Genomic DNA, 20535 nt, shown 5'->3' with positions numbered 1-20535 from the left:
ACAAATAGAAATCTGTCGGGGTCATTTTTAATAATTGATAAATTTACATATAACTCAAAATTTCCTTTTTATAAGCGTCGTATTCGCCTTGTAAAATCAATCCGTTATCGAGGAGTTTCTTGTAGTTTTGGAGCTTAGCAAAAAGTTCGTCTTGCGTCAATTCGTTTGACAATTTTTCTATTGAAGTAGCTGTATTTTCAGCGATCGGTTCTGCATAATTAGAAATTGCTGGCATTATTTCGGCGTAATTCACTACTTCTTCCGTTTCCACTTCTTCAATTTCTTCTTGAATAAATTCTGGAACTTGAATATTCGCTTCTTCAGCGACTACAGGATTTTTCAAAAGATCCAATTGCTCTTTGGCAAAGGTAAAAATCTTTCTAGCCTGAGTTTTCGGTATATAATCAATAGACACTTGTATTTGAGTCTTGGTCGAAAACGAAAATTCAGAACCTAAAATATTTTCTTTAACGAAAGTACCCTCCACCTCGTCCCAAGTAAAATCGGTAAAATTCATAGAAAGACCTAGATTTTTTGGCTGACAAATAATGATTCGTTTGTTGGTCACCACAATGCTATCTGGAAAAACAGTAATTGCAGGTTTTTTTTGAACAGCTATGTATCCTATTTCTTCTTTTTTCATCAACAAATCATTCAATTTTGAAGTGATTTTTTCAATGGCTTTTGGGTCTTGTTCTTCGTTTAGAAATTTTTTAAGATTATCAATCATAGTAAGTATATTATTTGAATTGTGTTCTGAAATGTTTTGCAAAAGTAATGCCTAATTTTCTAATTGCAGAATTTCGCTTTGGATTTTTTTGGTTAAACTTTTGAAAACCAATTCATAGGAATCATCGATCAATTCTTTGACAAATTTATCCGGAACTTCACTGTTTATGACAACTGTATTCCAATGCACTTTGCTCATATGAAACGCGGGTTTGATGTCATCATATTGAGCTCGTAATTCTTGTGCATAATCTGGATTGCATTTTAAATTAACAGATGGCTCGCTCTTTTCCCATTGATTTATAGACGAAAGTGCAAACATTTTTCCGCCCACTTTAAAAACTAAAGTATCTTGATCGAAAGGAAAATGCTCGGTTACACCCTTTTTAGAAAGGCAATATTCGTAGTATATTTCTAGATTCATAATGTAACTTTTTCCATCATTTTTTCGGGATGTGCCAAGGCGCAAAACCCAAATTTCTCATATAAAAAATGCGCATCGGATGTTGCCAATCTCCATATTTTAATATTTTTCAAAACGGGCTCGTTCATCATTGCATCAATTAAAATAGAGGAATAGCCGTTTCCGCGATGTTTATTGTCAACAAAAACATCCATCAAATACGCAAAAACTACATAATCTGTAACCACTCTAGCAAACCCAATTTGAACATCATTCAAATAAATTCCGAAACAAAAGGAACTGTCAATAGTGGTTTGCACTTCGTCAATGGTTCTTCCAGCTGCCCAATAAATGTCCTTTAAAAAATCCTGGATGAAAGGAACATCAAGTTTAGTTTTATCGGTTGAGATTGTTATCATATTGTTTGATTTAAACACTAAGTTCACTAAGTAGGCACGAAACACACAAAGCTTAGTGAACTTTGCGCCTACTTAGTGCCCTTTGTGGTTAGGCTTCCAAATTTAAGTAAAACAAATCACTAGCAATTCCATCAGTTAAAAATTTACCTTTTCGAGTTGGTTTTAAAATCTTGTTTTCAATGAAAAGTAAATCGTCATAGATAAATTTCTGTGCTTGCTTTTGCAAATAATCTAAATAATCGTTTCCAAATTCTGTTGCAATTCTATCCAAAGAAACGCCCCAAATAGTTCGCAAACCGGTCATAATATATTCGTTATAACGGTCGGATTTGGATAAAATTTCAATTTCATTGGGTAATTTATTTTCGGCCAATGATTTTAAATAAATCGTATTATTCGAAACGTTCCAGCTTCTTGAAATTCCATCATAACTGTGTGCTGAAGGACCAATTCCAAGATATTTTTTACCCAACCAATAGGCTGAATTATTTTTTGAAAAATAGTTTTCTTTACCAAAATTCGACAATTCATAATGAATAAAATCATTTTTTTCAAGCGTTTCAACAAGAATAGAAAAATGTTCTTGCGCTAAATCATCGCTTGGTTTGGCGATTTTTCCTGTTTGAATGAGTTTGTTCAAAGCTGTTTTAGGTTCAACCGTCAAAGCATAACTCGAAATGTGTGGAATGCCAAATGACAAAGCTGTTTCAATATTTTGTTTCCACTTTTCATTACTCATTCCCGGAATTCCATAAATCAAATCAAGGGAAATATTGTCGAAATATTGTGTGGTGATTTCCAAACATTCTTTCGCTTCTACTGAATTGTGTGCGCGATTCATCATCGTTAAATCTTCTTCAAAAAAAGATTGAATCCCAATGCTAAGTCGGTTAATTGGACTTTTCGATAATTCGATTATTTTATCTTTGGATAAATCATCGGGATTGGCTTCGAGTGTGATTTCGGGATTTCCTGCAACTTTGTAGTTTTTATAGACTTCTGAAATTAAGAATTGAATTTCTTCCGTTGTCAAAACACTCGGCGTTCCTCCACCGAAATAAATGGTTTCTACGACCTCATCTTTGAACTCGCTTTTTCGCATTTGGATTTCTTTGGCCAAAGCCAAAACCATCTCGTCTTTCTTCTTCATCGAAGTCGAAAAATGAAAGTCGCAGTAATGACAAGCCTGCTTGCAAAAAGGGATATGAATGTAGATTCCGCTCATAAATTAGTGGTCAGTGGTCAGTGGTCAGTGGTCAGTTCTGCAAACTGTATACTGAACACCAATCACTTTTTTACTCGTTCTTCATTATTCTTAACAAAAGCATCCCAACCAGTATAACTTTTCTCTCCCACCACTTTTCCAGAATTGAAAAAATGACATACAGCTGCCGCCAATCCATCGGTAGAATCGAGATTTTTGGGTAATTCTTTTAAGCCTAAAAGTTGTTGGAGCATTTTGGCTACTTGTTCTTTACTGGCATTTCCGTTTCCGGTGATGGCCATTTTTATTTTCTTGGGTTCGTATTCGGTGATGGGGATGTCTCTCGAAAGTCCCGCAGCCATTGCAACGCCTTGTGCTCTTCCGAGTTTCAACATCGATTGTACGTTTTTGCCAAAGAATGGGGCTTCAATGGCAATTTCATCGGGATGGTGGGTGTCGATGAGTTCTATGGTGCGTTCGAAAATGATTTTCAGTTTTTGATAATGATTGTCGTATTTGGACAATTGCAATTCGTTTAGTTGGATAAAATGCATATTTTTCCCAACAACTTTTATTATTCCAAAACCCATAATCGTGGTTCCAGGGTCTATTCCTAATATGATGCGTTCGTTTGACATAAATAGTTTTCTGCAAATTTTTTAACTTTAATAACCCGAAACAATCATTAAGTTTTTTTTTTAGATTCATTACAATTGAGGAAAATATCCATTGGCTGCCATCCATTTTTCACAGGCTTTAGGCCAATTGATATTAGTTTCTTGAACTCCTAAACCAAATCCGTGTCCTCCGTTTTCATAGATGTGCATCTCGACTGGAATTTTATTTTGTTTTAATGCCAAATAATAATTGATGCTGTTTTCAACGGGAACAACTTTATCATCTGTGGCATGAACCAAAAATGCTTTTGGCGTTTTGTCGTCAACCCTTCTTTCATTCGAAAACTTCTCGACCATTTCATTATTAGCATTTTCGCCCAATAGATATTTTTTGGAACCGCTATGAGTGATTCCATCTTGCATCGATATTACTGGATAAATCAGGATAGAAAAATTGGGGCGAGCACTCACTTCATCTTTTGAATCATAAACTTTATCTTCATAATGGGTAGATACTGTTGCAGCCAAATGTCCTCCTGCAGAGAAACCCATAATTCCAATTTTATTGGGATCTAAATGCCACTTTGAAGCATTGCGACGAACCATTCGTATAGCTTCTTGTGCATCTTGTAATGGCCCAATAGTTTTGTCTTTCATAGTCAAATCGCTCGGCATTCGGTATTTCAAAACAAAAGCGGAAATGCCAAAACCGTTGAACCATTTTGCAATCTTATATCCTTCCTTATTGATTGCCAAATGGGTGTAACCACCTCCTGGACATATAATCACAGCTGTTCCATTATTTGAACTTTGATCTGCTAAGAAAACTGTTAATGTGGGTTGCGAAACTTTACTCATTCCTCTTATTACTCCTTCATCATCCTTGGTGATTTCCTCTTTATAATCAGTAGATTTAATAGCCCCTGGAATGTTTTGCCATAAAGGTATTTCCTGATTTTGAGAGAAAACCGAAAAGGTAATAACCAAAAACAAAAGACTCAAAACTAATTTTACACCACTATTGTTTTTCATAAAATTCAATTTATACTTTCTAGATTGTTATTTATTTTATACAAATCTAATTCATTTGAAGCATCTACTTCAAAAAAATATTTTGAATAACTCAAAACTGTAATTTTTAGAATAGGGTGGTTTGTCATTCGTTGCTCTTTTGCAAATTTTAATTTGTTACTTTGCAAACATGATTTCAATTTCTCCCACAACGAAGCGGTTTCTTCTCTTTCTAATCAAACTTTTGATTGTTGGTGGAGCATTTTATTTTATTTACAGCCAATTGGCCAATAACGACAAACTCGATTGGGAGAAATTCATTATTCTTTTCCAAAAAAACCAATCGATTGCAGGAATCAGTTTTATATTGTTGTTGAGTGTATTGAATCGGTTTTTCGAAATTTTGAAATGGCAAAATTTGGTTTTGCATCTGCATAAAATCTCTTTGCCTGAAGCAACTAAGCAAGTTCTTGGCGCTTTAACCGCGGGATTATTCACGCCAAATGGTGTTGGCGAATATGCTGGAAAAGCACTGTTTTTCAAAAAATTCGAAACCAAAAAAGTTATCTTTTTAAACTTGATTTGCAATGGAATCCAAATGATTTTGTCGGTGGTTTTCGGAATATTTGGCTTGATATATTTCAATGCCAATTACAATATTATCACTTCAAAAACAGTTCTCGTCTTATTTGGAATTTGCTTTTTGCTTTTTGGAATTTTATTTTTTTCGAAGAAAATAAATATCAAAGGCTATTCCATCGAGAGACTGATTCACAAGATTAACGAAATTCCAAAATCGATTCACCAGAAAAATATGTTTTTGGCTATTTGCCGGTATTTGGTTTTTTCGCATCAATATTATTTTTTGTTTTTGGCATTTGATGTAGACTTACCTTATTTCACATTAATGGCAACCATTGCGAGTGTTTACTTTTTGGCTTCCTCCTTGCCTACTTTTCAGTTTTTGGACTTTGCTGTAAAAGGAAGTGTTGCTGTTTATTTCTTTGGAATTCTGGGCGTCAACGAATGGATCGTGGTTTTTATAAGTACACTAATGTGGTTTTTGAACGTGGTTTTGCCTGTTATTATTGGTAGTTATTATGTGATGAATTTCAAAACTAAAATAGCGCAATGATATTTGTTTTATACATAATTACAATTTTCTATTGTCTATCAATAATAGCTCTAATTTATGGTTTTACCAAAGTCAATTCATTTGAATATCTTGGCTTGAAGCCAAAAACAAAATTCTCGATTGTCGTCCCTTTTCGGAATGAAGCTGAAAATTTGCCAAATCTGTTAAACAGTTTTTCTAAATTGAATTATCCGATGGAATTGTTTGAAGTTATTCTGGTTGATGATGCCTCAGATTGCAGATTACAGAATGCAGATTGCCGGTTTCAGGTTTTGGTCATAAAAAACATTCGTGTTTCGAATTCCCCAAAAAAAGATGCGATTACAACAGCGATACGAGTTGTTAAAAACGATTGGATTATAACGACTGATGCGGATTGTGTGGTCAATGAAAACTGGCTATTGACATTAGATAATTATGTGCAAAAAAACCAAGTTTCGATGATTGCTGGTGCGGTTACTTATGATTGCAAAAAAGAATTTTTGCATCATTTCCAGCAATTGGATTTAGCTAGTTTGCAAGGCGCAACGATAGGAAGTTTTGGATTGGGAAAAGGGTTTATGTGCAATGGAGCTAACTTCGCTTACACCAAATCATTTTTTAAAGAACTCAATGGTTTCGAAGGAAATGACAGAATTGCCAGTGGTGATGATGTTTTTTTGTTGCAAAAAGCGATGGCTCGGTTCCCTGAAAAAGTTCATTATTTGCAATCTAAAAATAACGTTGTCATCACGAAACCTTTAGATGATTGGAAGTCTTTATTTTACCAAAGAGTGCGTTGGGCTTCGAAAACAGGTTCGTATCAAAGCAAGTTTGGGATTGGTTTGGGGTTGATCGTTTTTGGAGGGAATGTTGCTTTGTTGCTTGTTGTTTATTGTTTATTGTTTGAGAAAGGAAACTTTTTTTTAATGTGTTTTTTACTGTTGGCTAAATTTTCAGTTGACTTTGTTTTAATTCATAAAACGAATGGTTTCTTAAAAAACAAAACGCATTTCTATTTAATAAGTAGTTTGATCTATCCTTTTTTTAGTGTGAGTGTGGCTTTGTATTCCTTGTTTGGAAAATACGAATGGAAAGGAAGAAGATTTTAGAATCCCTAAAGCCCTAACCCAGATGGAAACGACATCCTTTTATGGTGGGGTTCGCGACAAAAGATATAGTGTACAGCTGGAAAAAGCTCCCTCCTTCGACTGCGCTCAGGATGACAAGTTCACTACTCAACCTTTAAAATAACCGGAAGGATAAATTGTGTTTTTACAGGAATTCCACGTTTTATGGCTGGGTTTACTTTTGGAAAATTGACCAAACGAGCTTTGAGAATACTATCAATTTTTATTTTGTCGTAAGCGACCGAATCCTTTGGAAATTGGGGTTCAAATTGCATCGTGGCGTTCGGGTAAATGGTCACTTTCACTTCGATTGTGTCCAATTCAGGATAAAGAATCGACAAGGTGTCGACGCTCAATTTTTCTTGAATTAGTTGGGTCATAATCTCAAAAAAACATTGTTGTCGCAGGGTTTTATTCTCAATTTTATCACAATCTACAACCGACGGAAACTCGTCGACTTCTTTCCAATTGATGGCTTTGAGTTCCTTTTGTAGCAAATCCTTTTCTGACGGCACTTGCTTGTCGAAGTACTGACAGGAATTGAAAAGTAATGACAAAAAAAGTAATATTAAAATTATTTTCCTCATATTCGTTAAAGAAACAAACGCTGTTTTAATTTTGTTTAAAAGTACTGCTTTAATTTTCAAAAATACTAAAAATTTATTTTATGGATTTATTACTTCTAATTATTGGTTTTGGGTTTATGATTATCGGCATTTTTGGAAGTTTTATGCCCGTTTTACCGGGTCCAAGTATAAGTTGGTTTGGATTAGTATTGCTTTATTTTACAAATACTGTAGCTGTAAATTATTGGTTTCTTGGAATTACGCTTTTGATTACTATAGTGATTTCGGTCTTAGATTATGTCATTCCTGCCAAGGGAACCAAGAAATTTGGAGGAAGTTCTTATGGTATTTGGGGGACCAATATCGGTTTGATTGTGGGGATTTTTGCTCCTATTCCTTTCGGTTTTATTATTGGTCCTTTTGTGGGCGCATTTATCGGTGAACTCATTTATGATTACAAAGATCACGGTCGAGCTTTTAAGGCTGCCACGGGCTCGTTTATAGGCTTTCTGGCTTCAAGTTTTATGAAGTTTGTGATTTGTATGATGTATTTTGGATTGTTCCTTTGGATTGTTTGGGAGAATAAATCAGGGCTGTTTTAAAAATTAGAACCGAGCTAAAAATCAAAAAAGCTATCCACAAAAGTGGTCTCGTCCCAAAAGACGAGATCATTGGTCTAATTACTAAACCTTTCGCCTATTTATCAGAGTTATAATTTGAAATGATTTTCTCTATTGATGCTTTATTCAATTTTTTTAATCTCTTTTCTTCAATTAATGCTTCCCGTTTTATTTCAAATTTATCACAATAAACCAATTCCCAGTCATCAGTTTTTGAAGTATAAGTACTTTTCCCTGCATGATGATACTCTAATCTTTTAGAAATATCAGTAGTAAATCCTTTATAATATAGGTTGAAAGATTTCGAATATAAAATATAAACGTAAAACATAAGAAATAATTAAATCAAAAAAGCTATCCACAAAAGTGGAAAGCTTTTCATTGGTCTAACTACTAAACCCTGCTACGAGTTACAAAGTCGTAGCGAAACAACACAACTTTCTTAAATGCTTTTTTGGGGCAAAAAAGCGATTCATCTCTGAATCGCTTCTCCCAATTTTAGCGGTCTGGACGGGACTCGAACCCGCGACCCCATGCGTGACAGGCATGTATTCTAACCAACTGAACTACCAAACCTCTGCTTTATTGCGGTTGCAAATATACTATAGATTTTTGTTTCTACAAGTGTTTATTCGAAAAACATTTGATATTTTTTTTACTCATTATCCAAAGTTTTGTTTTTCAACTAAATATGTAGTCAATATTTTTTCAAAATTGTCGGCAACACCAACAGGAATGTACTTAATTTTGTTCTGAGAGCAAGTTAAAGCTAGCTTTTTGAAGTAACTATTGACCCCTTTTTCGTATTCATACTTCACATTATCGGCAAAAAGATTAACCTCATCTCCAGTTTCTATGTCAATAAATTTTCTTGGAGCGTTGTCAAAGTCGAAATTCAGCTCCGTTTTGTTGTCAATAACGTGAAATAAAACCACTTTATGCTTGTTGTGTTTCAAATGTTGCAAGGCAGTAAACAAGGCTTCTTCATTTCCAGATTGAAACATATCTGTAAAAAGTATAATCATCGAACGGCGATGTATTTTCTCTGCGATTTGGTGCAAAAATTTTATAGTGTCAGTCGTTTTTTGAACTTTAGGTTTTTCCAAAAGATTCTCAAGAGCGTTCAAAATCATTCGGTGGTGACGATCACTTCCTTTTTCGGGAGAATAATACTCATACGTGTCTGAAAACACGCTTAAACCTACTGCATCGCGCTGTTTCTTTAGAATATTCATCAACACTGCCGAAGCCAAAACCGAAAACCCAATCTTGTTTTGATAAAATTTCTCTTTGTCATCCAGTTTTGGATAATGCATCGATGACGAATTATCGATGATGATGTGGCAACGCAAATTGGTATCTTCTTCGAATTTTTTGGTGTACAATCTATCGGTTTTGGCAAATAATTTCCAATCGATATGTTTAGTGCTTTCGCCCACATTATAGACTTTATGTTCGGCAAATTCGGCCGAAAAACCATGAAAAGGGCTTTTGTGCATACCTGAGATAAAACCTTCCACAATTTGGTTGGCCAACATTTCAAGATGTTGGAAACTAGAAATTTTTGCTATTTGTGATTCGATCTTCATTTCTCAAATGTATTAAAAGATTGAACGATTTAAAAATTAATAGATTTTAAATAAAAAAGGCTTGACTTTCGCCAAACCTTTCTTTATGAGAATAATTTTTAGTTTACAACAAAGCATCTAAACTATCAGCGTAAGTTTGTTTTGGAGCAACTCCTACTTGCTTTCCTACCACTTCTCCGTTATGAAAAACTAATACAGTAGGTATATTACGAACACCGTATTTAGCTGCAAACTCTTGATTTGCATCAACATCTACTTTTCCTACAACTACTTTTCCTTCATACTCTTCGCCTAATTGATCAATTATTGGTCCAACCATTCTACATGGTCCACACCAAGCTGCCCAAAAATCGACCATTACTGGTTTTGTTGATTTTAAAACTACTTCTTCAAAAGTAGCGTCTGTTATTGCTAATGCCATATTTATATTTTTTAATTATTTGTTTTTGTAGTGCAAAGATATAGAAACATTTGAGTTAGGAAGTGTAACTTGTATTACATTTAACTATTTTTAAATTGGTATAATTTATTTTAGATCTATAAGGGATGGTTTCATTATGAAAAAATATTTAATTTTTCTATGTGGTTATTAACTTTCGAAATAATTATTTGAAATAAGAAGCTTAAAAAGCTGATTATTTATCAATTAAAAAAGGGAGGTTTGAATGAACAAACCTCCCTTTTTTGGAATTACAATAATGAAAAAATAAATAACTTTTTAAATAACATGTAGATTTTTCTTAGATTGCGTTTTTTCGAATTATCGAAGAATTTAATATACTTTCAAGTAAGATAATTACAAGTTGAATCTGCAGTTTATTTACTGATCATAGGTACAGAATTTAAAACATTTTGCACTTTTAAATCAAAATCTTTTTTCGAAACCCCACTTCCACCACACATATCATTTGCTAATGCTGTTGCTGCAGCCGTGCAATTACTATTAGATGCACAAGTGTACTTTTTACCATTGTAAGTGTACCAAATTGAAGTGCCATTGGAACAGGCTTGAAATGATCCACCACATCCACTACTTGATGTGTTGCAAATTGTACCCACTTCAGAATCAGTAATGACTTCTTCTTCACAAGAATAAAAAAGTGTCGCTAAGCCAATTATAGCCAAAGATGCAATTAAAAAATTTATTTTTTTCATAGTTTTAAAATTTAAATTGTTTTTTGTTAATTTTAACTTTGTAAAATACACTCTAAATTTTCACATCTACAATACCTACAAATAGGCATATTTCAAATCATAAAATAAAATATTTAACCTAATTATCGAGCTTGAGTTTTTTTCATGATGGAGACTATTGTAGAAGTTTAAATACCTAGATATCAAATTCGGCAAAGGGTCTCATAACAAAATTTGTTTTAAATTCAAATTTTAGAAATTAAAACAAAAAAAAAAACGCCTGATTAAATCAAGCGTTTTTAAAAGTCAAATATGAATTATAATTATCCTAATGCGGCTCTTTTGAAACCTGTTACTATAAGATTTTTATCTAAAGATTTTGCATAATCAGCTACGCTCATTTTGTTATCTTTAATGTAATCTTGGTTTACTAAGGTATTGTCTTTAAAGAAACGAGCTAATTTTCCTTTAGCAATATTGTCTAACATAGCTTCTGGTTTTCCTTCTTGACGTAAAATATCTTTTGCAATTTCGATTTCTTTTGCAATAGTATCTGAATCTACACCAGCTTCGTTTAAAGCTATTGGAGACATAGCTGCTGCTTGCATCGCAATATTCCTTGCTACTTCGTCAGCGCCAGCAATATTTGAAGAAAGAGCTACTAACGTAGCAATTTTGTTTCCAGAGTGTATGTAAGATCCTATCAAAGCACCTTCCAATTTTTCGAAAGTTCTGATTTCTAATTTTTCTCCAATAACTCCGGTTTGTTCAATTAATTTTTCGGCAACCGAGATTCCATTGAAATCAGCCGCTAAAAATTCTTCTTTTGTATTAAATGTCAATGCTAAATTAGCCATATCAGTAGCCATTTTCACAAAGTTTTCATTCATTCCTACGAAGTCGGTCTCGCAGTTTAAAGTGATAACAACACCAGCGGTTTTGTCTTGGTTAACAACGGCTATTGCAGCTCCTTCTGTAGACTCTCGGTCTGAACGGTTTGCAGCTACTTTTTGGCCTTTTTTACGAAGGTTTTCGATTGCTAAATCAAAATCTCCTTCAGATTCTACAAGTGCTTTTTTGCAGTCCATCATTCCTGCACCTGTAATTGTTCTTAATTTATTTACGTCTGCAGCAGTAATTGTTGCCATAATATAATGAGTTTAATGTTATAAAAGTAAAAATTCCAATTTTCAAATCCCCAATTCCAATTTTATCAAATTACTAACTTAACGTTATTAATCTTTTTGGAATTTGGAATTAAAAAATTGGAATTTAAATTTGATTTATTCTTCGGTTGCTGGAGCTTCAACTTCTGCAGTTGGCTCAGCTACTTCGGCTACAGGAGCAACAACTTCGGCTACAGGAGCAACAACTTCTTCAGCAACAACTTCTTCAGTGTTTGCTTCAGGTTGGATGTCTGCTTCAGTACCTCTGTTTGAAAGACCTTCAACAATCGCAGCTGTAACAATAGATAAAATTTTATCGATTGATTTAGAAGCATCATCATTTGCAGGAATTACATATTCTACCTCTCTTGGATCAGAATTGGTATCTACCATTGCAAAAACTGGAATGTTTAATTTTTGAGCTTCTTTTATTGCGATGTGTTCAGCTTTGATATCTACAACGAACAATGCAGCAGGAAGTCGAGACATATCTGCGATTGAACCTAAGTTTTTCTCTAATTTAGCACGAAGACGATCTACTTGTAAACGCTCTTTTTTAGAAAGGGTCATGAATGTTCCGTCTTTCTTCATTTTATCGATAGTAGCCATTTTTTTAACAGCTTTACGGATAGTTACGAAGTTAGTCAACATTCCACCAGGCCATCTTTCAGTGATGTACGGCATGTTACAAGCTGCTGCTTTTTCGGCAACGATGTCTTTTGCTTGTTTTTTGGTAGCTACGAATAGTATTTTTCTACCTGATGCTGCAATTTTTTTCAAAGCTTCGTTAGCTTCTTCAATTTTTGCTGCAGTTTTATATAGATTGATAATGTGAATTCCATTACGTTCCATATAAATGTATGGAGCCATATTTGGATCCCATTTTCTAGTCATGTGTCCGAAATGAACACCTGCTTCTAGTAATTCTTTTACTTCTACTTTGTTTGACATTTTTTGTTTAGTTTACGTTCTGTTGATTAGCAATGTATTTTCAGATTTCAGATTTCAGATTTCAGATTTCAGATTTTCCAACCTTTAATCAATAACCACAAATCGTTTAACCATTAATCCATTTAGATGCTAAACTAATTTCAAGCCTCAGCTTGACAACAACAACATTGTTTTTAAATTAATCATCAATAAGTCTTGCACGAATCGTACAAGACAGGCAATATTAACGTTTAGAGAATTGGAATCTCTTACGAGCTTTCTTCTGACCGAATTTTTTACGTTCAACCATTCTTGGATCTCTTGTTAATAAACCTTCTGGTTTTAAGATAGCTCTGTTTCCTTCGCCAACTTCACACATTACTCTAGCCAAAGCCATTCTTACAGCTTCTGCTTGACCAGTTGAACCACCTCCGTAAACGTTTACTTTTACATCATAGTTTGTTACATTTTCTGTCATAGACATTGGTTGTAAAACTTTGTATTGTAAAGTTGCAGTTGGGAAATAAGTTGCGAATGGTTTTTTGTTTACAGTGATAACTCCTGTTCCTTCTGAAACATATACACGTGCAACAGCGGTTTTTCTTCTACCGATTTTGTGAATTACTCCCATTACTTAAGATCGTTTAGGTTAACAGTTCTAGGTTTTTGAGCGCCTTGTTTGTGCTCTGATCCTACAACAACATTTAAATTTCTGAAAAGTTCTGCTCCTAATTTGTTTTTAGGTAACATTCCTTTTACTGCTTTTTCTACTAATAATGCAGGGTTTTTTGCCTGTAATACTTTTGCAGTTAAAGTTCTTTGTCCTCCAGGATAACCAGTGTGACGAACGTATGTTTTTTCGTCCATTTTGTTACCTGTAAGGTTGATTTTTTCTGAGTTGATAACAATTACGTTATCTCCACAGTCCACGTGTGGGGTATAACTTGGTTTATACTTACCTCTAAGGATCATAGCGACCTTTGATGCAAGACGACCTAAGTTATGACCGTCAGCGTCTACCACAATCCATTCTTTGGATACGGTTGCTTTGCTTGTCGATACTGTTTTGTAGCTTAATGCGTTCACAATAATTTATTTTAATTAAACATTCCATTCCCAATAAAGGGAGTGCAAAAGTACAATTATTTTTTTGAAAAGCAAATAGTCTTTAATTTTTATTTTATTCTGATTATCAGTCTGTAAAGTATATGTTTTTCTAGTCATTTTCTTTTTGACTCCTTTCTTTAAATATGAGACATTTTCTTTCGACTCGGTTTTATAAAAATTGTAGCTTAATTTTTTTTTATTTGTTTGATATTCTTGTTGATTTATTCTGTTTTGATTTGAAATTTTCTTAATTCTATTTTTAAAACTTCTACCTTAATATATACACAAATACAGTTATAAACCAAGAATACATTCAACTGTTCCGTTTTCTAAATCAAACTTTCCTTTGGAAACTAGCAATCGATTTCAAAAAAAACTTCCTAAATCTATGAGCTTTTGCTTAATTCCTGCAAAAAAATTATTTTCACTGCTGATAAATGGTGATTTGAAGGGTAAATATTGCGTAATTGCTTTTAATCATATCATAAACAGCCGAATTTTAAAAAAATAATCTAGTTTGCTGTTATTTTAATATTGACTTAAAGAGCTATTCAGCAGTTTTTTATTACTTTAGCATTTTAAAAATAATTCTTCGTATGAAAGCTAAAGCGACTCTAAAACAAATTGCCAAAGAACTCAATGTTTCTGTTTCTACTGTTTCAAAAGCACTTAATGATAGTCCTGAAATTAGTGAACAAACAAAAACCAGAATTAAGGAATATGCAAAACTCAAAAATTACAAACCAAATGTAATTGGTCTAAACCTCAAAAACAGAAAAACCAAAACTATTGGATTAATTATCCCAAACATACTTAATTCTTTTTTCGCCAAAGTATTTACCGGAATCGAAAAAGTAGCCGAAGAAAAAGGATATAATGTAATAACATGTATTTCAAACGAGTCCTTGAAAAAAGAAATTAGTACTTTAGATATGTTGAGCAATGGAACTATCGACGGCTTTATTTTATCGGTTTCTGAAGAAGCACAAAAACTTCATGAGTTTAATCATTTTAAAGAAATTATAAACGAAGGAACTCCAATAGTCATGTTTGACAGAATTGTCGATGAAGTCGAATGCGACAAAGTGGTTGTTGACGATTTTGACTCAGCTTTTAACGCAACTCAACATCTTATAAATATTGGCTGTAAAAAAATTGCTTTGTTTTCTTCTATAGGCAATTTAAGTGTAGGAAAACTTAGGGCCGAAGGATACCTCAAAGCCTTGCAAAATAATAACATTGCCATCAACACAGATTTAATTTTAAGAACCGATTCAGAGGATGCTTTAAAAGCTAAAGCAGAAATTTTATTTGACAATCATACCATCGATGGAATATTTGCATTAGAAGAAGATGATTCCGTACTGGCTTTACGAATTAGCCTCAAAAGAGGCTATATAATTCCCGAAAATCTTTCTATCATAGGTTTTGCCGATGGAATCCTAGCTTCAAGAAGATTATCCCCAAGCTTAACTACTGTTAGCCAACACGGCCCTGAGATAGGTGCGGCAGCAGCAGAATTACTTATCGAAAGATTAGAAAGTAAAGAAAATGAATATCCCTATAAAACTACGGTAATTAAAACCGAATTGAGACTAAGAGAATCAACAAAAACTCTGTAAAATCGAGAAAAAAATCTATTATTTAGCGTTTTATTGTTCAAAAATTTCAAATAAATTCTTCCAATTAACAGGAGTTTCGATCAGCGGCAATCCTTTGTAATTTTCTATTTCCTTTAGATCTTCAATTCGAAAATCGTCTTGTTTTGCATAAGGAACAAGCCCTTCCTCTTTTAATTTTTTGGCCAAATATTCTTGTTCATACTGACCAGGAGTTGGTATAAAAAAAACCTTTTTCTCCAGTTTTACTAAATCCATAATGGTGGTATAGCCCGAGCGACATAAAACCGTTTCACTTTCGTTAAAAGTTTGTTCGAGTTGACGGCTATTCATAAAATTATAATAAGTAACATTTTCTACTTGTTCCTTTTTTTGGTCTTTTTCGATAATGCCTTTTACAAAAACTACATCCCCTTTATAACCAAGAATTTCAACTTTTAATTTATCTTCCAACAATCCGCGTTGAGGCTCAGGACCCGAAAGTATAATCATTAAATCATATAATTTTGGAGTTTCTTTTTTATGCATTCGGCTCAATGGACCAATGTATTTCAGATTGAAATCAGGATTTTCAATATGACCCAATTTACCGGTTAAATTTGAAATTCCTTCTAGATCAGGAACCCAACATTCATTATGCTTTTTTATAATTTGTTGATGCAATATACTGGTGAACCAAGTCGTAGTTCCAGTCATTACATTCAATTGATGTGTCAAATAAACCGACGGTATCTTTTTGCTAAAAACACCCAACCTATTGTCCGAAATAATGCCATCTATATCATATTTTTTGATCCATTTTCTAACTTTTTTTTCCTCTTTCCAAATGGCTTTAATCATTTCAGGAAAGTTTTTCAATAATTTCCATTTAAAGTTTTTACCGTTCTTTGCATATTCAATTTTGTATGAAGGCAATTTAAGTGTCTGAACATAGGGAAACTCCTTTTGCAACAACTCAAGTGCAATCCCATCCGAAGCGATAATCGGAATATAATTATTTTCCTGTAATGCTTTAATGATTGGAATACAACGTGTTGCGTGACCCAAACCCCAGTTTAGCGGAGCAATCAAAATAGTTTTGTTGGCGGTATTGAAACTCATTTATTTATATCAAATTAAGAGCGAAAGGTATGAAATCGAAAGTGATTTCTATTTTGAAAGTATTACTATACTGTTAAGTTAAGGTATAAAAAAACTGTCCAAAAAATAATTTCTGGACAGTTTTTTTTTGGAGAATATTAGTCTTGAATATAGGTTTTATTTCCGTTTTTGTTGATGTAATATTTCCCGCCTCTTGGGCCAGTATATACTTTTTTTCCATTGTATTCACCAGTAACTTTGTCTGGAGTTTTTGGCGCTTTTTCGTTAGATTCTTTCAATGCAGGCTCTTTCTTTTTAGAAGTGCCTTTCGTGTTACTTTTCGTCTTTTATTTTAGCGTCAACTTTGTTTGCATCTGATTTATTTTGGTTGTTTCTTATTTAACTGGTTCGCTTTTCGTTTATGTTTCTTGAGCATAAAGAGACCCTGAAAAAATAAAAAGGAAACATAACAGAATTAATTTTTCATAAAGATTTGATTTTAGATTAAATAATAAAGTTAATAAGATAATTATTACAATTAAAAATGTTATTTTAAAAATAGGCTCTCAATTGAACACTACCTGTATTAATTGCTTGGCTAGTTTCACTTTTTCTGCCTTGATAATTGAAGTTGATGTCCAGAAAATTGGTCAAGTTTTTCTGCACAAGCAATCGCCAAGTCATGTTTTGTCCTGTTTGCAATCCTTCGAGCATCTGGAATCCTACAGACGAAAATTCATCCCCAACAAATTTATTTTGGTAAAAAGAAACTTCTCCGTTCATCGTAAATTTTTTCTCACCTGCATAGGTAAAAGAAGTTCCAAAACGGCTTTGCAATAAAGTTTCAAAACTAGCGATTCGATTTTCCTTGTTTTGAAATTCGTAAAATAAATCCCAACTCGTGCTTTTAGAAAACAAATAACTAATTTTTGGAGCCAACTGATAGCCCTTTATTTCATAGTTCTTCTCCGGATAATTCTCGGAGGTTAATGATGTTTGAATGGTTTTGGCAAACATTCCGAACAACCAACTTTTTCGATACAAATGATTGTATTGTATTTGATTGGAGCTGTTTTTGGCGTTTTGAGAACCTATGGAAAGTAAATTCTTATTTTCGTTTTGAACATAAGTATAAGTTACAGAATGATATTGTTTTCCTCTATTATAAAACAAACTGTTTCTGAAGCTAGAATTCAATCCCAGTACATTTTCATCAGATTTACTAAAAGGATTTAAGTCGAAATTATCACCTTTGTTTTCTATTTTCCGATCAATGAGATAGGACGTTTGATTGTAAAAATAAGACACTATTTTTTTGAATCCCGTCTCGTTTTGCCATTGATTGGGATTTAAAATAAATGATTGCGAAAATTTATTTTGATGCGTTTTGACGTAAACTCGGTTGGGCAAATACACCCTGATATATTTTGCTTGATCCACAAAAGGTGCAACTTCAAACTCTTCTAACTCTTGAATTCCGTTCCCGTTATAGTCGTTCCAAGTATAAACACCTTGCCCAACGGGAACTTCAAGATAGGTAAATTCCTGTTGCGGAATGGAACCCGAATTGGTTTCAAAAACAGTCGTCGATTGAATCAATTGGTTGAAAAAACGGTCGTTGTAAATCATTCTGGAATTCAACGAAGGCTCTTTTTTCTTGGCGCTATCTACAAAATCTAAAACTCTGTAATTCACAAAAAGTGACAAATCGCTTTTGTTGGTTTGAATCAATTTTGACCGTAAAGCGAAGGTTTGTGAATTGTTTACGCGTTGAATGATTCCGTTTTGCAAGCTGTCATTCGCTCTTTTAAAATAACCAAATTCCACAAAAACTTTGGTACTGTCGCCACGTCCAGCAAAAAACCCATACTCCGTGAATCTTTGGCTCAGTACCGAAAATTCATTGGTAGTTTTATTTATTTCTTGATTGTCTTCCAATCTTAAACGAGTGCCAATCCAATTTTTTTTGAAATGATATTTGGTTTGGGTTTGATTTCGCAAGAATTTCGATGTAGATGTGCTGGCATCACTGTTCAGAATACTTCCCAAGCTTTGAATTTTCCAATTATTCAAATTAAAGGATGCATTCAAAATATGACGATTACCTGAGAAATTGTCTGAGAAATCTAGTTTTTCGAATTGATAAACCATACTGCCTTTTTCAGGCAAAGTCATTTGCAATCCCGAAACCAAATAACTTTGATTGCCAATGGCGGTGGTTCCCAAATTCCAATCTCGGCCAAACTCTATACTATAAAGTCGTTCCACCGAACTGAAATCTTTGGCAATAAATTGATAATTGGCAAAAGCAACACCATTCCATTTTCTCGAAAAAAACTGTTGTCTAGCATTGATTTTTGTCGCCAAACCTTCATTATTCGAATCGCCTTGAGATGAAAACAGGTTTTTATCATTATTGCTTATGCCAATTTCAAAATCAATGGCTGTTTTTTCGCTGGGATTGTATTTGCCTAAAAATGTCGCCACTTGGCTTTTTATGGGAGCAATCAATTGGATTACAGGTTCATAATTTCCTTGTGCAACACCATTTAGTGCTTCAATATATTCATAAATTCTGCCAATGGCTGCACTGTTTTTCAAAATGTAATTTCCTTTATTGGCAGCCACTTGACTAAAACGAACATTGTACAAAACATCGTCTGAATTATTCGAATATTCGAAAACTTCAACAGCGTTTACCACAACTTTTTTATACAATATTTTGTTTTCGGAATAGGAATCCAGATAGGCCGATGGTGCGACCATCAAGTCTTTATTATCTCCTGCTTCGACCAAAATTTGTGCTTGTTCAGCCAAAAGACTTTGTTGCAAAGGCTGATTTTTCAAATCGTTTTCAGAATATAAATAACTGCCAAAACTCCATTTTTTACTTTCGTGACTTCCTCCAGCATAAGTAACCAATCGAGTGTAATTTTGATTGGAAAATTGGTATTCTACGGCGATTCGCATTTCGGAAGTAATGGTAAAAAGTGGGGTAAACAGGATTTCTCCAGCGTTATAATCGATGGTGTAATCATTGTTTTCTCCCCGTTTCAAGAGTATTCCATTCACGTAAACCCGCTCAGAACCCGAAATGACCAACACATACAATTCGCCACTTTGACCTATTAATTTGTACGGACCTTGGTTTCCTTCCTGACCCACAAAATCACTCTTGGCATATTGCCCTCTAACTAATGCCGCTGAGGCAAAAACATTCGTCTTGTTGTCTTCATTTCCAAAGTCAAAACTAGCTGCAATTCCTTGCGCTTTTTTATTGAAATTCAGGAATTGGGTTTTATGGTTTTCTAGAAAGACATCGCCAGCTCTAATATTCCACTTCTCACTGAATAGCTCCATAAAAACGTTATCGAATTGATCAAGTTTTTGCGAATAACCACCGTCTTGTAACGGAATGTTATTGTCCTGTAAGGAAGCACGCAAGCTCACTTTGTCGGAAAGTTTTCCCGTGATTTGCAAATCGAGATTGGAGGTCAAAACCGAATTTTGATTGTTCCCAATAGTCACGCCACGAGTGATGCTGCCCGAAGTGTTGAGTCCTTCAAATGGAATGTTTATTTTCTGGAGACTTTCTCCTTCCACTTTATATAAACTTCCTGCAGATGCTCCGTTGCTGACCATTTTGCTGTCGTCATAAATGCGATATTCTTTGGTTAAACTCTCAGGTAGTCTTAGGTAATGAACCGTTAGTGAATCGGAATTTATTATGAAGTTTTCGCTTAAAATCAATGTTCCTTTTCCAAAATTTATTTTGTAAAAAGTTGAGTCAATGGGTTGGTCTTTGGCGTCAAGCAATTTAAAATTACTCGAATTAATGCTTGAGTTTTCGAGATGAATCGTATCACGAGTAAAGGGAATTTTTTTTGTTTTGTACAACGAATTTCCTTCCTGAGCTTGGAGTCCAGAAAAGCATAGTATCGCCAAGAAAATCAAGATTTTTTTCAACATAAATACTTTAACTCGAAAGTATCAAAAGTAGTATTTATAATTGGGAAATTGTCAGGAGGAATTTTGGGTTTAAAAACTAGTAATTATGCCTATTTGTCATTTCGACGAAGGAGAAATTACACAACAAG

Annotated in this window: 22 protein-coding genes and 1 tRNA gene; 4 read left to right on the top strand and 19 right to left on the bottom strand. The window is 33.8% G+C overall.

Annotated elements, in window-relative coordinates; all coding sequences use genetic code 11:
* Nucleotides 1-43: 43 nt before the first annotated feature.
* From FNW17_RS02080 to FNW17_RS02055, 6 genes are all read right to left on the bottom strand, one after another.
* Nucleotides 44-730, bottom strand: coding sequence for a PH domain-containing protein (locus FNW17_RS02080; RefSeq protein ID WP_143390810.1), 687 nt, complete (start codon nucleotides 728-730; stop codon nucleotides 44-46).
* 51 nt (nucleotides 731-781) lie between these two features.
* The gene (locus FNW17_RS02075) at nucleotides 782-1153 is read right to left on the bottom strand and encodes an MmcQ/YjbR family DNA-binding protein (protein WP_143390809.1); all 372 of its coding nucleotides are present in this window, start codon (nucleotides 1151-1153) and stop codon (nucleotides 782-784) included.
* On the bottom strand, nucleotides 1150-1551 hold the full coding sequence (locus FNW17_RS02070; RefSeq protein WP_143390808.1) for a GNAT family N-acetyltransferase: 402 nt from the start codon (nucleotides 1549-1551) through the stop codon (nucleotides 1150-1152). The genes FNW17_RS02075 and FNW17_RS02070 overlap by 4 nt, the downstream gene beginning before the upstream one ends.
* Nucleotides 1552-1639: 88 nt before the next feature.
* Entirely contained in the window at nucleotides 1640-2776 is a 1137-nt protein-coding gene (gene hemW / locus FNW17_RS02065; RefSeq protein ID WP_143390807.1) for a radical SAM family heme chaperone HemW, read from the bottom strand.
* Between the two features lie 62 nt (nucleotides 2777-2838).
* Nucleotides 2839-3393 carry a crossover junction endodeoxyribonuclease RuvC gene (gene ruvC, locus FNW17_RS02060; RefSeq protein WP_143390806.1) on the bottom strand — a complete coding sequence of 185 codons (555 nt, stop codon included), beginning with the start codon at nucleotides 3391-3393 and terminating at the stop codon, nucleotides 2839-2841.
* A 69-nt stretch (nucleotides 3394-3462) separates the two neighbouring features.
* The gene (locus tag FNW17_RS02055; RefSeq protein WP_143390805.1) at nucleotides 3463-4404 is read right to left on the bottom strand and encodes an alpha/beta hydrolase; all 942 of its coding nucleotides are present in this window, start codon (nucleotides 4402-4404) and stop codon (nucleotides 3463-3465) included.
* A 169-nt stretch (nucleotides 4405-4573) separates the two neighbouring features.
* On the opposite strand from FNW17_RS02055, the gene FNW17_RS02050 reads away from it, so the two are divergent.
* Nucleotides 4574-5518, top strand: a complete 945-nt coding sequence (locus FNW17_RS02050; RefSeq protein WP_144070754.1) for a hypothetical protein — start codon at nucleotides 4574-4576, stop codon at nucleotides 5516-5518.
* Nucleotides 5515-6609: a glycosyltransferase family 2 protein gene (locus tag FNW17_RS02045; protein ID WP_144070753.1), complete on the top strand. Its 1095-nt coding sequence runs from the start codon at nucleotides 5515-5517 to the stop codon at nucleotides 6607-6609. The genes FNW17_RS02050 and FNW17_RS02045 overlap by 4 nt, the downstream gene beginning before the upstream one ends.
* 122 nt (nucleotides 6610-6731) lie before the next feature.
* Here the strand turns inward: FNW17_RS02045 and FNW17_RS02040 are convergent, their stop codons facing one another.
* The gene (locus FNW17_RS02040) at nucleotides 6732-7214 is read right to left on the bottom strand and encodes a hypothetical protein (protein WP_144070752.1); all 483 of its coding nucleotides are present in this window, start codon (nucleotides 7212-7214) and stop codon (nucleotides 6732-6734) included.
* A gap of 80 nt (nucleotides 7215-7294) precedes the next feature.
* On the opposite strand from FNW17_RS02040, the gene FNW17_RS02035 reads away from it, so the two are divergent.
* Nucleotides 7295-7795: a DUF456 domain-containing protein gene (locus FNW17_RS02035; protein WP_144070751.1), complete on the top strand. Its 501-nt coding sequence runs from the start codon at nucleotides 7295-7297 to the stop codon at nucleotides 7793-7795.
* Nucleotides 7796-7889: 94 nt separating this feature from the next.
* On the opposite strand, the gene FNW17_RS02030 is transcribed toward FNW17_RS02035, so the two are convergent.
* From FNW17_RS02030 to rplM, 9 genes are all read right to left on the bottom strand, one after another.
* Nucleotides 7890-8144: a GIY-YIG nuclease family protein gene (locus FNW17_RS02030; RefSeq protein ID WP_144070750.1), complete on the bottom strand. Its 255-nt coding sequence runs from the start codon at nucleotides 8142-8144 to the stop codon at nucleotides 7890-7892.
* A gap of 171 nt (nucleotides 8145-8315) precedes the next feature.
* Nucleotides 8316-8389 (bottom strand) — tRNA-Asp (locus tag FNW17_RS02025).
* An 86-nt stretch (nucleotides 8390-8475) separates the two neighbouring features.
* Nucleotides 8476-9402 carry a DUF58 domain-containing protein gene (locus FNW17_RS02020; protein ID WP_143392108.1) on the bottom strand — a complete coding sequence of 309 codons (927 nt, stop codon included), beginning with the start codon at nucleotides 9400-9402 and terminating at the stop codon, nucleotides 8476-8478.
* A 103-nt stretch (nucleotides 9403-9505) separates the two neighbouring features.
* Nucleotides 9506-9823, bottom strand: a complete 318-nt coding sequence (gene trxA / locus FNW17_RS02015) for a thioredoxin (protein WP_143392107.1) — start codon at nucleotides 9821-9823, stop codon at nucleotides 9506-9508.
* A gap of 395 nt (nucleotides 9824-10218) precedes the next feature.
* Nucleotides 10219-10557, bottom strand: coding sequence for a hypothetical protein (locus FNW17_RS02010; RefSeq protein WP_143392106.1), 339 nt, complete (start codon nucleotides 10555-10557; stop codon nucleotides 10219-10221).
* Nucleotides 10558-10859: 302 nt separating this feature from the next.
* A complete protein-coding gene (tsf, locus tag FNW17_RS02005; RefSeq protein WP_143391597.1) occupies nucleotides 10860-11684 on the bottom strand; it encodes a translation elongation factor Ts in 825 nt (274 codons plus the stop codon).
* A 135-nt stretch (nucleotides 11685-11819) separates the two neighbouring features.
* On the bottom strand, nucleotides 11820-12653 hold the full coding sequence (gene rpsB / locus FNW17_RS02000) for a 30S ribosomal protein S2 (RefSeq protein WP_143391596.1): 834 nt from the start codon (nucleotides 12651-12653) through the stop codon (nucleotides 11820-11822).
* A gap of 223 nt (nucleotides 12654-12876) precedes the next feature.
* Nucleotides 12877-13263: a 30S ribosomal protein S9 gene (rpsI, locus tag FNW17_RS01995; protein WP_143391595.1), complete on the bottom strand. Its 387-nt coding sequence runs from the start codon at nucleotides 13261-13263 to the stop codon at nucleotides 12877-12879.
* Nucleotides 13263-13718: a 50S ribosomal protein L13 gene (rplM, locus tag FNW17_RS01990; RefSeq protein ID WP_143391594.1), complete on the bottom strand. Its 456-nt coding sequence runs from the start codon at nucleotides 13716-13718 to the stop codon at nucleotides 13263-13265. Before rplM ends, rpsI begins: the two co-directional genes overlap by 1 nt.
* A 617-nt stretch (nucleotides 13719-14335) precedes the next feature.
* On the opposite strand from rplM, the gene FNW17_RS01985 reads away from it, so the two are divergent.
* Nucleotides 14336-15361, top strand: a complete 1026-nt coding sequence (locus FNW17_RS01985; protein ID WP_144070749.1) for a LacI family DNA-binding transcriptional regulator — start codon at nucleotides 14336-14338, stop codon at nucleotides 15359-15361.
* Between the two features lie 30 nt (nucleotides 15362-15391).
* Here the strand turns inward: FNW17_RS01985 and FNW17_RS01980 are convergent, their stop codons facing one another.
* The 3 genes from FNW17_RS01980 to FNW17_RS01970 all read right to left on the bottom strand — a co-directional run bounded on the left by FNW17_RS01980 (nucleotide 15392) and on the right by FNW17_RS01970 (nucleotide 20407).
* Nucleotides 15392-16459, bottom strand: coding sequence for a glycosyltransferase (locus FNW17_RS01980; protein WP_144070748.1), 1068 nt, complete (start codon nucleotides 16457-16459; stop codon nucleotides 15392-15394).
* A 137-nt stretch (nucleotides 16460-16596) separates the two neighbouring features.
* On the bottom strand, nucleotides 16597-16737 hold the full coding sequence (locus FNW17_RS16455; protein ID WP_235893007.1) for a hypothetical protein: 141 nt from the start codon (nucleotides 16735-16737) through the stop codon (nucleotides 16597-16599).
* A 253-nt stretch (nucleotides 16738-16990) separates the two neighbouring features.
* On the bottom strand, nucleotides 16991-20407 hold the full coding sequence (locus tag FNW17_RS01970; protein WP_144070747.1) for a hypothetical protein: 3417 nt from the start codon (nucleotides 20405-20407) through the stop codon (nucleotides 16991-16993).
* Nucleotides 20408-20535: the final 128 nt, after the last annotated feature.

This window comes from Flavobacterium franklandianum (genome assembly GCF_007097365.1).
GTDB lineage: Bacteria > Bacteroidota > Bacteroidia > Flavobacteriales > Flavobacteriaceae > Flavobacterium > Flavobacterium franklandianum.
Note: the sequence above shows the minus strand (reverse complement) of the source record. Positions and strands in the feature narration are given on the sequence as shown.